Genomic DNA, 13,102 nt, shown 5'->3' with positions numbered 1-13,102 from the left:
TCAGTATTTGGAGCAAAACGACTTTATTAAGAGATTAATAGCAGGGGAGGAGTCAGCTTATGGCAAATTGATATACGATTTTCAGCAGAAAGTGTTTTCTACTTGTATCTCTTTTGTGCCAAATAAAGAAGAAGCTGAGGATTTGGCTCAGGATGTTTTTGTTGAGGTATTTAATTCTATTCATAAGTTTAAAGGGAAATCAAAACTTTCGACTTGGATTTACAGGATTACCACCAATAAGTGTTTGGAGTTTATTAGGAAGCGCAATACAAAAAAACGATTTGCTTTTTTACAGTCTTTAAGTGGAAATACTATTCCTATTGATAAGACTTCATATTTCACTGAGATGAATCACCCAGGTATTATTTTAGAAAATAAAGAGAAAAGTGAAACTTTATTCTTGGCTATAAATAGTTTGCCTGAAGCTCAGAGAGTCGTATTTACACTTCATAAAATAGACGGGTTAAGTTATCAGGAAATTAGTGAGATTACTCAAAAAAGTATATCCTCGGTAGAGTCTTTGATGTTTAGGGCAAAGAAAAATTTACAAAAGCTATTGGAGGATTTTTATAAAAAGAACATGTAACGCAAGTTTTTACAAACTATGACATCTAAGTATATGAATATGGAAACAAATAAAGATATAACAGACAAAATTGAAGCGACTCTTAATAGTGTTGATACTATTGAAGAGGTTAGTGTTTCGCCTTTTTTCAAAGGGAAAGCGATGCGTCAAATTTTTGCTGAGCAAAAACAGGAACCAAAGGTTTTGTGGTCTTGGCTGACTCCTCAGGTTCAATTAGCGACATTAGTTTTAATTGTTGCGATTAATGTTTTTGCAGTGATGCAACTGAGAAATGAAAGTTACGACAATGAAATTTCAAACTTTGCAGAAAGTTATGGTCTAACTGAGGATGCTTCAGAATCTTTAATTGATTAGAAATGAAAAAACAACTACCTCTCTATATCTTATTGGTCTTTTTAATAGCCGTTAATGGATTCTTCTTATATAAGTTTTTAGGCGATTCAAAAGAAAATGACCTTAGAGGCCCAAAAGGCCCAAATAGTTTTATTACTAATAGGTTGAACTTTAATGATACTCAATTAAAGGAATTTAATGATTTGGAACAGGTACATAGAAAGAAAATGATGTCCATATCCGAACAGATTAGAGCTACTAAAGACGTACTCTTCGATAATATTTCTAAAGCAGGCGTAGACACTTCCCTAATAGATTCTATTACTTCTGTAATTGGTAATTATGAAAAGGAAAAAGACATGGAGATTTTTCGACATTTCAGAGCTATTTACGAAATCTGTGATGAATCCCAAAAGGCGAAATTTAATCGTCTTGTGAAAGATGCATTACATAGAAGACCACCGCCAAAGGGGAAGCGACCACCAGATGGAATGGGAAGGGACAGACATGGCCCACCGCCAAGACATTAGGATTTAAAAGATTGCTAGACCTCTAATTCAGAGGTCTTTTTTTGTGGTTTATTTAACATTTATACGTACAAGTTATTGGAAACAATGGCATCTAAACTTCTATAATCAAAAAGAAAAAACATGGAAAGTAAGACATTAAAATTAGGATTGATAACAGGTGCACTATCGCTGGTATTTATGTTAAATGGAAACGCCCAGCAAGAAAGACCAGATCGCGAAAGGCGAGAGCCGCCAACGTTTGCTGAACTTTTAAAGCATATGGATGAAAATGAAGATGGCAAGCTATCAAAAAAAGAAGTTAAGGGTCCACTAAAGGAACACTTTGATAAGGTAGATTTAAATGAAGATGGCTTCATAACAGAAGAAGAATTCAAAAAGGCACCTAAGCCAAAAAGAAGAAATCGAGACAATTAATTCTTCTTTAGGCACAAGTTTTTGTCAAAGTATTCATCTAAAGTTAAAAAGAAGCTACTTTTTACCTAATCTCTAAATCAATCATTATGTTTAAAAATCAAAATCTTGGACTGACACTTTTAGTTTTACTATTACTCAATTGTAATAGCCATAAAACAGACTATGCACATAGCCATGATGGTACATATCATTCTCGTGAGACTATAGTTGAAATGAATGACTATTTTGGGGAATATACACTAAATAGTATATCCTACGGGACGAAGACTGAAGTCAAAATGAAAGGTAATCAGCGTGTGATGACGACCAACTCGTTGCCAGACCATAAAACAGGTTTGTTTCCTAATCAAGGCAATCCAAACAGTATTTCATCACAGAGTAAAACTTATGTATTTCCGCTAAACCCTAAATACACTGGCGAAGCTAAATGGGCTAGGGAGCCTGGAGTGGCATTAAACGGTGTAAAATTTGAACCCGGAACCGCAGAGGTCGTTATTTGTGATTCTGGTGAAAATTATCGTGTCGAAGCACTACAAGATGTGATTAATCTAGGATTAGACTTTAATCATGCGCATGTACAACCAACAGGAGCCTATCACTATCATGGAACACCAACTTCAGTAATAGAGAATTTTGATACTGGTGAAGATTTGGTGCATATCGGTTTTGCCCATGATGGTTTCCCGATGTATTACTCTAAAAGTGGAAAATACAAGCCAAGTTATAAGGCTGTTAGAGGCACTAGGGAAGGAGAGGATTGTACTTATGAAAATCCTATGGAACAAATGGATATTTCGGTGGGAGGTCATCATGATGGGACCTTTACATCAGATTTTGAATACATCGAAGGCTATGGAGACCTAGATGAGTGCAATGGTATTACAATAGATGGCAATTACATGTATTTGGTAACCAACGAATTTCCCTATGTGAGTAGATGCCTAATGGGAGAATATCAAGAAACACATAGGCCTCAATTTGGTAATGCTAATACTAATGACAGAGCTCGGCGTACTAGGAGAAGAACACCTAGCTATGCCGAACTTTTGAAAGAAATGGATACCAATAACGATAAGAAAATCAGCAAGAAGGAAGCAAAAGGCCCTTTGATTGATTTTTTTGATCGTGTGGATACAAACAAAGATGGTTTTATTTCAGAGAACGAAATCAAGAATGTACCAAGACCAGATAGGCAAGGGCCACAGAGGAGAGGCTAACTTTTACTAATCACAAGTTGAAGATGCAGGTTGTATCTAAGCTTTTAAATCAAATCAATTATTATGAAAAATCTCTTTAAACTTTTAGCATTAATACTATCACTATTTATGATAAGCATAGCTTGTTCTAGTGATGATAGCAACTCATCTTCTGATGACTCAGGGACAACAGATGATGATGGAAGCATACCAACGGAATTACACGCTGCATTTAGTGAGTTTAATTCTGATGCAACGACAATTTACTTAGATGGGTCTAATGTAGTTATAGAAACGACAGGTCTGCCAGATCATGAAACTGTTTATTGGGGCGTGGGACACGAGCTTTATATTGAAGAGCCAGACGTAGATTTAACGCCTAGTATTATGTCTAGTAATAATAATGCTGTTACAATTGTAGTTGATGCCACACCAAACTTAACAGGTAATACGATATCTACCACTTTTGATACGATTGGTATAGCGGTGAGTGGAGCTTCAATTTTCAATGATCAAGAAGGTGGAGGGCCACTAAATCAAGCAGCAGCAAGTTTAGACTGGACAGGAGGTCATATAGGCCCAGGTGTATACCATTATCATCTAGAACCAAAAGCAATCACAAATGACGATGATAATTTAGTGGGTATATTATTAGATGGGATTTTCTTGTATGGAAGACGTGATTATCCTTCAGGAGATTATCCTACCGATTTGGACGAATCTGGTGGTCATTTTGGCCCAACGCCACATAATCCAGATGGTGAATACCATTACCATATCATTAACGAAGTATATTCTACAACAGGGTCTTACATCGCATTTGCCGGACCGTATCAAGGCTATTAGAATGATGAGGCAGTTGATTTCAATAATTATAGTGGTGTCATTTTTAGGTTGTGAAGAATCTAAAACCAATAATGGTAAAGATAACGATATTGAAGTATTAGTTAAAAAACCAGTCGTTATAAAAGCTGTTGAGGTCAACAAAGACGAACTTATTTTAAATCAGGTTGAAGGTATATGGTATTATAATGAAGAACCCTATAATGGATATGCCTTAAGATTCCATGCCAATGATACCTTAGGAGAGCGTATAGGTTTTTACAATGGAAAACGAGAGGGTGTAGCAAGACAGTGGTCGCCCTATGGTGTGCTTCGGGTAGAATCACATTACAGAAATAATCGCTTGAGTGGTGTCTATAAATCTTGGTGGGAAAACGGAGAATTATCAAGAGAATCCCATTATGAGAAAGGCTTGCTTAATGGCTTAGAAAAGCAGTGGTATTCAAACGGGCAACTTTCTAAATTGAGGCATATAGTAGATGGTAAGGAAGAAGGCATTCAAAAAGGATGGTTAGAGAATGGGAAATTGTATGTTAATTATGAAGCTAAGAATGGTCGAATTTATGGAATGCGAAGAGCGAATTCATGTTATAAGTTAGAAGATGAGGTGGTTATCAAAAATTAAGATATTGAACTATTTATGGTTTTTGGCACTATTAATTTTTACCAATTGTAAAAATGATACAAAAGGAGATAGTACCAAAGAACTAGCTAATCTTCCTTATTACAATGAGAAATCATTTACACCTAACTGGTTAAAGCCAAATAGTGATGAGGAACGGGACTTTCACAAGATTCCTGATTTTAAATTAGTGAATCAATTAGGTGATACAATCACAGAACAGACCTTTGAAAATAAAATCTACGTCACGGATTTTTTCTTTGCGAGTTGTCCAGGGATTTGCCCGCTAATGACAGGAAATATGTACAAGTTGCAAGAAGCATTTATAGACGATGACGATGTTTTGTTTTTATCGCATACAGTAACACCAACAAAAGATTCAGTTTCAGTTTTAAAGAATTATGCAAGAATCCATGGCGTGATTGATAATAAGTGGCATTTGGTAACGGGAGACCGAACAGAGATATATGATTTAGGAAGAAACCAATATTTTGTGGAAAATGATTTAAGCGAGCCTAAGGATTTAAATGATTTTCTACATACCGAGAATTTTCTATTGATTGATAAGAATAAGCATATTAGAGGGATTTATAATGGCTTAAACAGAGCTTCTATGATGCAATTGATTGAGGATATAAAGGCATTAAAAAACGAAAAATAAATTTTGGTTAGTTTATAATTTGATTGATAGTTTATTGTTAATTTGAAAAGCTTTACAGCTATATCGTAAAGCTTTTCTATTTTTAAGGAAAATTGAAAGTATGAGAATCTTTTTAATCGGATTATTGCTCGTTGGTCTAAGTTCTTGCAAATCAGAGGAAAACATCAATAATAAAGACCACAGAAAGATAACAAGAATTTGGATAAAAGAAGTATTGGTAGATTCCACACTTAGCATTAGAACTATTCAAGAAATTGACTCTAATATTTATTATGGTGCACAAAATGGAAAAATCGGAATTAGTTTAAAAAATGGAGCAAGAGTTTCAGATTTAAAACAAAAAGATTCAATTTTCCCTTCTTTTCGGTCATCAGCATTTAATGGTCATAACTTGTTCTACATGTCTATAGAATCGCCAGCTTTACTTTATAAAATTGAAAAAAATGATAGGGTAGATGCATTTATTTCAAATACTAAAATAGTCTACGAAGAAAGTCACCCTAAGACATTTTACGATTCTATGGATTTTTGGAATGATGATGAAGGTATCGCCATAGGTGATCCTACAGAAGGTTGTATGAGTATCATCATTACCAGAGATGGTGGTGAGACCTGGACTAAATTATCTTGCGATGAGTTGCCAAAAGCAAAAGAAGGTGAGGCAGCTTTTGCCGCTAGTGACACTAATATCGCCATAGTTGGAAACCATACTTGGGTGGCAACTGGAGGAAAAGCTAGCCGAATTCTATATTCGCCTGACAAAGGTAAAACTTGGGAAGTTTTTGATACGCCAATTATTCAGGGTAAAGAAACCACAGGGATGTATTCTATAGACTTTTATGATGAAAATAATGGGTTTGCAATAGGAGGAGATTACACCAAGCCAAACGATACATTAGCCAATAAAATTAGAACCGCAGATGGTGGCAAGACTTGGCAAATCATGGCTAACGGTAAAGGCCCTGGCTATAGGAGTTGTGTACAATATGTACCTGATCGCAATGCCAAGGAATTGGTGGCTATAGGGTTTAAAGGCATTGATTATAGTAACGATGCTGGAGAGACGTGGAAACATCTTAGTGATGAAGGCTTCTACACCTTACGGTTTTTAAATGATTCTGTAGCTTATGCCGCTGGCATAGGACGCATCAGTAAATTGACGTTTAGGGAATAAAAAAAGAAGCCATATGGCTTCTCTAATTTTAGTTTTTTCTATTTCGTCTTCGCTCCCTGAATTCTTTTAATTTATCCAGTAGTACTTGATTAAATTGGTCTTCAGCAGCTTTAAGTTTTATAATCTTTTTCGATGATAATACCTTTTTTAAATCTTCCACAAGTTGAAGCTTGGCATTATGCATATTAGCTTCCGCAGTCATAACTTTTTCCAAAATTTCATCAGCCCTTTTATCGGATACATCACCACTGCGCATTTCCTTTTTTAAGGGTCTTAAGTCTTCAGATTTGATTTTCTCCAGCTTAGCTTCAAAGGCATTGTAAATAGGCCAGAATTGTTGCGCCTCTTGTGCGGTTAAGTTTAACTTTTCGGTAATGAAGGCGATTTTTTGAGCCTTAATACGTTCTTGCATTTTTTCGCCTCCTTGAGCATAACTTGTGAAACTTATCAGTAAGACTAGTATTGGGATTAATTTTTTCATTATTGTATTTTTATTGTTGTAAAACAGATTCAATATCGGTGTTTTCTAAAAGATATGATTCTAAATTTTCTTCATTATACTCGGGTTCAACTAAGATAAAGTCTTCTTCAAGTATTTCAGCATCAACCAGTAGCTCGGCTAATTCATAACTGTCTAAGTCGCTCTCTTGAAAATAAGTTTCTACCATTTCGGCAGAAATCTCTTCATCGCTTCTATTTATATAAATTGCAAGCATTAATGCTAATGATGCAGCAATGCCAGCGACATAGTAAAAGGTTTTTCTAGAGTTTAATTTAACTACAGGTTTATCATCGGTATTTAATTTGCTAATGATTTCGTCATCGAGATCATTAAAATAATCTTTAGGGACTTTAAAACCAGTGTCGTTAATTCCTGCTATAGTTGCTTTTTCTTCTAAACGCTCAAAGAGTTTATCTTCAAAAGACTCGAAGTAATCGTCTGGTGTTTTAAAACCTGTAGATTTGATCTTATGTAATTTATCATTTTTCACCTTGTGCTGAACTTGTTTCAGTATATATCTATGACTTCAAAATACTAAAATGGTTTAATCTGAGGTCAAAAAGCGTTCTATTTTTTTTACGGCTAAATGGTATGATGCCTTAAGTGCTCCTTCACTGGTTTCTAAAATATTGGCAATTTCCTTGTATTTTAAATCATCAAAATATTTCATATTAAATACTAACTGTTGTTTTTGAGGCAATGTAGCAATAGCCATCTGAAGTTTTAACTGAATCTCATCACCTTCAAAATAGACATCAGCAGTTAAATTGTTTATGGCTATGGTCTGTTGTTCTTCGTTTGATATTTGTAAACGCTTGGCATTCTTATTAATATGCGTTATAGATTCGTTAGTGGCAATACGGTATAACCAAGAATATAATTTGCTATCACCTTTAAACTTATCAATACTACGGTAAACCTTTATAAAGGTATTTTGTAAGACATCGTCTGCATCATCATGCGTAATCACGATTTTTCGTATATGCCAATACAAACGCTCTTTATAGAGTTGTAGGAGTTCTCTAAAAGCTGCTTCTTTAGACAAGGGGTCTTGAAGGCGTGATATGAATTCAGTTTCGTTAATCAATAAAAACTTTACTATTTAGACCATTTAAATCACTAAAAGTTTAAAGGTAAAAAATATTATTTTTTGATTGATTCAATAAGTGTTGATTATCAAGTTATTACGTTTTATTTAATCGATTAAAAGCAAAAAAATACGATAAAAAGCGTTTTTTCCTTGGTTTATAACATTATTTATTATATGTTTGACACAGCTTAACCTATTAACTGTTATCAGTTCCCCAAATCTGGTAACAAAATGAGAAGGGTGCACGTAAAAGTGTACCCTTTTTGATTCTTAGTTTAATCCTACTTGGCTGGCATTTTATGGGTTACCTCGATTTTATTTTTAGATTATAGAAGAAAAATTGTACATTTCGTTAGTTCTATTTTAAGATTTAATTGAGATGAAACGATTTTCCCTACTTTTTTCACTAGTGCTTCCTATACTTATTTCTGCTCAAGTAGGTATTAATACTGATAGCCCACGAAGTACTTTAGATATTAATGGAAATTTATCTGTGAAAGTGGTTAGCTTAACTGGCAATGGCATCGGCAACCAAACAAATACAGGAACTACTGTAGATATAGATGATGGTGTTTATATTTCGATTAATCCTCAGGTTCAAGACGACACTTTTGAATTACCTGATCCTTCTGCAGTGCCAGGGAGAGTGTATTTTATTAGAAATGTAAATCCAACAAATACTGTTACGGCCAAGATAGTTACATCTGCAGGTCAGTTGTTTTCTTCTGGAAGTACCACAGGCGGTGCAAATGAGATATTTCTTTATGAAAATGCGGCTGCAAATGAGTATTTGAAAAGTATTATCGTCATTAGTGATGGTGTCAACTGGACTTATTTTTTCGGCTTATTATAGAAATCAATCAAAACTCTGCATTTCAACGAGCTTTTTATAAACTCCGTTTTTAGCAATTAATTCGGAATGGGTGCCATGCTCAGCGATTTCGCCTTTTAGCATCACTACAATAACATCTGCATTTTGAATGGTCGATAAGCGATGCGCAATGACAATCGATGTCCTGTTTTTCATCATATTCTCGAGCGCATCTTGCACCAAACGCTCACTTTCGGTATCGAGAGCAGACGTCGCCTCGTCCAAAATCATAATGGGTGGATTCTTCAATACAGCTCTAGCAATACTTAAACGTTGTTTTTGTCCGCCAGATAATTTATTCCCAGAATCACCAATATTGGTTTCGATACCTTGAGGTAAATCCTTTACAAATTCCCAAGCATTAGCAATTTTAAGTGCATCAATAATATCTTCGTCAGAAGCCTCTTCTTTTCCTAAAAGAATATTGTTTTTAATACTATCATTAAAAAGTATGGAATCTTGGGTAACAATACCCATAAGATTACGAATGGAGTGCTTGGTAAGGTCTTTGATATTCTCTCCATCAATGCAGATGCTCCCTTCATTCACATCATAAAAGCGTGTAACCAAATTAGCAATAGTACTTTTTCCACTGCCAGACTGTCCAACGAGCGCAACGCTTTTTCCTTTGGGAACGATTAAAGAGAAATTTTTAAGAACCAAGTCATCTTCATACTTAAATGAGATGTTATTCAGTTTTATTTGGGATTCAAACGTGTCTTTCGATTTGGCATTTGGTAGGTCTTCCAGAGGTGATTTCGTTTCTAGAATTTCCAAAATCCTGTCCGCTGCTGCATTACCTGCTTTTACTTTATAACTTGCTTTACTTATTGCTTTTGCAGGTGTTAATATCTGATATGCAAGTGCCATATAGGTAATAAAAGCACCACCTGTTAGTGTTTTATCTATTAATACCATAGAACCACCATACCATAGAAGTGCAGCAATAGTAACAATACCTAAAAACTCACTGGTAGGTGAGGCCAAATTTTGTCGATTCATTAATTTGTTAGAAAAACCATAGAATCGATTTGTTGATTCTTGGAATTGATTATTGAAACGACCTTCAGCATTGAAGCCTTTAATGACCTTGAGTCCGCTTAAAGTTTCTTCTAAAGTTGAAAGGAAAATACCTTGTTCTGTTTGAACTCTGTTGGATTTTTTCTTCAAACTTTTTCCAATTCTTGAAATAATAAAACCAGAGATTGGAATAAATAAAAAAACAAATATGGTTAGTTTAACAGAGATTGTAAACATTGCAATAATTGCAAATAAAATAGTCAATGGCTCTTTTACTATTAATTCTAAAATTGCAAGAAGCGAGTTTTTAACCTCATTAACATCACCAGAGATTCGAGCAATGATATCTCCTTTTTTCTTTTCTGAGTAGTAGGATATAGGTAAAGTTAAAACTTTGTCATAAATATCATTTCTTAAGCTTTTTAAAACCCCGTTTCTCAGAAATGTGATAAAATATAATCCTAAATAATTAAAGAAATTCTTGAGTAAAAACAGCGAAATGATTAGAATTATCATATACAGCAAAGAGCGCTGAGGTCCAAATTGCTCAGAAGTTGTAGTTATAAAATAATTCATTAAACTCTCTAAGTATTCTTTCAGATTTGTAAAGCCAGAATACACTGGTTTTACTGAAACTTTTTTGCCTTCGCCAAAGAGCACATTAATCATTGGCATCAATGAGACCATCGCCAACGTGCTAAAAAAGGCATAGAGAACATTAGAAATTATATTTAAAATCCCATAGCGTTTGTATGGGATAATAAATCTAGAAAGTTTCTTTAGATAATTCATGCATTATAAATTCATATCCTCAAGGATAGCATCAATCTTGTTTTCCAATAATTGCTCCGTTTCTTTAAAAGCAGACACATTGTCAAGCCCGGTGTTAACGCTAATGTAGAATTTAATCTTTGGTTCCGTACCACTTGGCCGTAATGCAATTTTACTTCCATCTTCAGTATAATATATAAGCACATTGGATTTAGGAATGTCAATAATTTCTTCTGTACCATTGATCATATCTTTAGCGATAGAAAGTTGATAATCCTCTACGCGAATCACTTTTGAACCATTGAGTTCCTTAAACGGATTTTCCCTGGAATCGATCATGATTTGTTTAATCTCTTGTGCTCCTTCAATCCCTTTTTTAGTCAGGGAAACTAAGCGTTCTTTGTAAAAACCATGTTCTACATATAAGTCAATTAAAGATTGATACATGGTTTTCCCTTCAGCTTTGGCTTGTGCTGCAATTTCACAAGCTAAAAGGGTAGAGGTAACAGCATCCTTATCCCTTACAAAATCACCAACCATATATCCAAAGCTTTCTTCTCCACCTCCAATAAAATCAAGTTCAGGAAAGTCCTTTATCATTTTAGCAATCCACTTAAAACCAGTTAGACCAACTTTGCATTCTACACCATAAGCCTCTGCCAATACTGACATCATTGGTGTAGAAACTATGGTAGATCCTACAAATTGATTGCCATTTATTTTATCAGCATTTTTCCATTGTTTCAACAAGAAATCCGTCATTAAAAGCATGGTCTGATTACCATTAAGAATCACTAATTCACTTTCTAGGTTACGAACAACAACTCCCAAACGGTCACAATCTGGATCTGTACCAATAACGATATCACCATTCACTTTTTCGGCAAGCTCCATGGCCATTTTTAAAGCTTCAGGTTCTTCTGGATTTGGTGAAACCACTGTTGGGAAATCACCATTTGGTTCAGCTTGTTCCTCAACAACATGTACGTTAGTAAATCCTGCACGTTTTAAGGTTTCAGGGATTGACATAATAGATGTGCCATGTAAAGACGTAAAAACTACATTCAAGTTTTCTCTTGCCCGAGAAGACGTGTTAAAACTTCCGTTTTTTATGGACGATTCTATAAAAACAGCATCAACCTCCTGTCCTATGTATTGAATTAAATTAGGATGGGATCCAAATTTAACTTCAGAATAATCCAATTGATTGATTTCTGCAATGATTTCCTCATCTTGTGGTGGTACCAGTTGCCCACCATCCTGCCAATAGACTTTATAGCCATTATATTCAGGCGGATTATGTGAAGCCGTTAATACAATGCCACAATGGCAATTTAAATGTTTTAAAGCAAAAGAAAGCTCTGGTGTTGGTCTTAAATCTTCGAATAAATAAACCTGAATACCGTTAGCTGAGAACACGTCCGCTACGACTTTCCCAAATGTTTTACTATTATGTCTGCAATCATAAGCAATAGCTACCTTTATATCTTCATTTGGAAATGATGTTTTTAGATAATTGCTTAATCCTTGTGTATTTTTTCCTAGCGTATATTTGTTAATTCGGTTAGTACCCAATCCCATTATACCACGCATACCTCCAGTCCCAAACTCTAAATCCTTGTAAAAACTTTCTTCTAATCCCTTTGGGTCGGAAGCGATCATGTGTTTTATCTGCTCTTGTGTATCGTTGTCAAATGTTGGTGTTAACCAGGAATTAACACGTTCTAAAATTTCAGGTTTAATGTAAATCATGAGAAAAGTTATTGTAACACAAAAGTAAACAATCTTAGAAATGGATGCTTAAATCTCAACGATAATTCTACGTTATGATATATTTAAGGCTTCTTTAATATGGTAGCGTTGTTGCTGACGATTAGACCTTAAAATGAGTTCTCCTAGGAAGCCGGCAATAAATAACTGCGAACCAATAATCATAGTGGCAAGGGCAATATAAAACTGCGGTCTATCGGTGATGAGTCGGCCTGTTGGATTGAAGAATAGTTTATCCAAGCCTAAGTAAAATGCAAAGCCAAAACCAATAATGAACATAATAACACCTAGAGCACCGAAAAGATGCATTGGTCGTTTTCCAAATCGAGACACAAACCATATTGTGATCAGGTCTAAGAATCCGTTTATAAAACGGCTCATCCCAAATTTGGTCTTCCCATATTTACGCGCTTGATGCTTCACTACTTTTTCACCGATATTTACAAACCCAGCATTTTTTGCTAATACAGGGATATACCTGTGCATTTCTCCATAAACATCAATGTGCTTTACCACAGTATTACTGTAAGCTTTGAGCCCACAATTAAAATCATGTAGTTTTACACCAGAAGTTCGTCTTGCCGCCCAGTTGAATAGTTTTGAGGGTAAGTTTTTAGTAATAAGAGAATCGTAGCGTTTCTTTTTCCAGCCAGAAATAAGGTCGTAGTTATCTCCTGTGACCATTTTGTACAATTCTGGAATCTCTTCTGGATTATCCT

Annotated in this window: 16 protein-coding genes; 10 read left to right on the top strand and 6 right to left on the bottom strand. The window is 34.9% G+C overall.

Features of this window, described 5'->3' with window-relative positions; translation table 11 throughout:
* Positions 1-7 precede the first annotated feature (7 nt).
* From Q0992_RS16135 to Q0992_RS16095, 9 genes are all read left to right on the top strand, one after another.
* Positions 8-586: an RNA polymerase sigma factor gene (locus Q0992_RS16135; RefSeq protein WP_299526823.1), complete on the top strand. Its 579-nt coding sequence runs from the start codon at positions 8-10 to the stop codon at positions 584-586.
* A 39-nt stretch (positions 587-625) separates the two neighbouring features.
* Positions 626-940 (top strand): hypothetical protein, encoded by a 315-nt coding sequence (locus tag Q0992_RS16130; RefSeq protein WP_299526821.1) that lies wholly within the window; start codon positions 626-628, stop codon positions 938-940.
* Positions 941-942: 2 nt separating this feature from the next.
* Positions 943-1,449, top strand: coding sequence for a Spy/CpxP family protein refolding chaperone (locus Q0992_RS16125; RefSeq protein WP_299526819.1), 507 nt, complete (start codon positions 943-945; stop codon positions 1,447-1,449).
* 120 nt (positions 1,450-1,569) lie between these two features.
* Entirely contained in the window at positions 1,570-1,863 is a 294-nt protein-coding gene (locus tag Q0992_RS16120) for an EF-hand domain-containing protein (protein ID WP_299526817.1), read from the top strand.
* A gap of 86 nt (positions 1,864-1,949) precedes the next feature.
* Positions 1,950-3,080, top strand: a complete 1,131-nt coding sequence (locus tag Q0992_RS16115) for a YHYH protein (RefSeq protein ID WP_299526815.1) — start codon at positions 1,950-1,952, stop codon at positions 3,078-3,080.
* Between the two features lie 63 nt (positions 3,081-3,143).
* The gene (locus Q0992_RS16110; RefSeq protein ID WP_299526813.1) at positions 3,144-3,905 is read left to right on the top strand and encodes a YHYH protein; all 762 of its coding nucleotides are present in this window, start codon (positions 3,144-3,146) and stop codon (positions 3,903-3,905) included.
* Position 3,906: 1 nt separating this feature from the next.
* A complete protein-coding gene (locus tag Q0992_RS16105; RefSeq protein ID WP_299526811.1) occupies positions 3,907-4,527 on the top strand; it encodes a hypothetical protein in 621 nt (206 codons plus the stop codon).
* Positions 4,505-5,185 (top strand): SCO family protein, encoded by a 681-nt coding sequence (locus tag Q0992_RS16100; RefSeq protein ID WP_299526809.1) that lies wholly within the window; start codon positions 4,505-4,507, stop codon positions 5,183-5,185. Before Q0992_RS16105 ends, Q0992_RS16100 begins: the two co-directional genes overlap by 23 nt.
* A 100-nt stretch (positions 5,186-5,285) precedes the next feature.
* Entirely contained in the window at positions 5,286-6,359 is a 1,074-nt protein-coding gene (locus Q0992_RS16095; protein WP_299526807.1) for an oxidoreductase, read from the top strand.
* A gap of 28 nt (positions 6,360-6,387) precedes the next feature.
* Here the strand turns inward: Q0992_RS16095 and Q0992_RS16090 are convergent, their stop codons facing one another.
* Genes Q0992_RS16090 through Q0992_RS16080 form a run of 3 tightly spaced genes read right to left on the bottom strand, consistent with a single transcriptional unit; the run spans position 6,388 to position 7,948 of the window.
* On the bottom strand, positions 6,388-6,840 hold the full coding sequence (locus Q0992_RS16090) for a sensor of ECF-type sigma factor (RefSeq protein WP_299526805.1): 453 nt from the start codon (positions 6,838-6,840) through the stop codon (positions 6,388-6,390).
* Positions 6,841-6,850: 10 nt separating this feature from the next.
* Positions 6,851-7,351 carry a hypothetical protein gene (locus Q0992_RS16085; protein ID WP_299526804.1) on the bottom strand — a complete coding sequence of 167 codons (501 nt, stop codon included), beginning with the start codon at positions 7,349-7,351 and terminating at the stop codon, positions 6,851-6,853.
* A 54-nt stretch (positions 7,352-7,405) separates the two neighbouring features.
* Positions 7,406-7,948 (bottom strand): RNA polymerase sigma factor, encoded by a 543-nt coding sequence (locus Q0992_RS16080; RefSeq protein WP_299526802.1) that lies wholly within the window; start codon positions 7,946-7,948, stop codon positions 7,406-7,408.
* A gap of 382 nt (positions 7,949-8,330) precedes the next feature.
* Between Q0992_RS16080 and Q0992_RS16075 the strand changes: the two genes are divergently transcribed.
* Positions 8,331-8,804: a hypothetical protein gene (locus tag Q0992_RS16075; protein WP_299526800.1), complete on the top strand. Its 474-nt coding sequence runs from the start codon at positions 8,331-8,333 to the stop codon at positions 8,802-8,804.
* 3 nt (positions 8,805-8,807) lie between these two features.
* On the opposite strand, the gene Q0992_RS16070 is transcribed toward Q0992_RS16075, so the two are convergent.
* The 3 genes from Q0992_RS16070 to Q0992_RS16060 all read right to left on the bottom strand — a co-directional run.
* Complete coding sequence (locus Q0992_RS16070) at positions 8,808-10,634, bottom strand: ABC transporter ATP-binding protein (protein WP_299526798.1); 1,827 nt, start codon at positions 10,632-10,634, stop codon at positions 8,808-8,810.
* 3 nt (positions 10,635-10,637) lie between these two features.
* On the bottom strand, positions 10,638-12,365 hold the full coding sequence (locus Q0992_RS16065) for a phospho-sugar mutase (RefSeq protein ID WP_299526796.1): 1,728 nt from the start codon (positions 12,363-12,365) through the stop codon (positions 10,638-10,640).
* Positions 12,366-12,437: 72 nt separating this feature from the next.
* Positions 12,438-13,102 (bottom strand): glycosyltransferase (locus tag Q0992_RS16060; protein ID WP_299526794.1); only part of this gene is annotated, 665 nt, incomplete at its 5' end.

This window comes from Winogradskyella sp. (genome assembly GCF_028289625.1).
In the GTDB taxonomy this organism is placed as follows: domain Bacteria; phylum Bacteroidota; class Bacteroidia; order Flavobacteriales; family Flavobacteriaceae; genus Winogradskyella.
The sequence above is the reverse complement of the archived record's forward strand: the minus strand, read 5'-3'. Positions and strand labels throughout refer to the sequence as shown.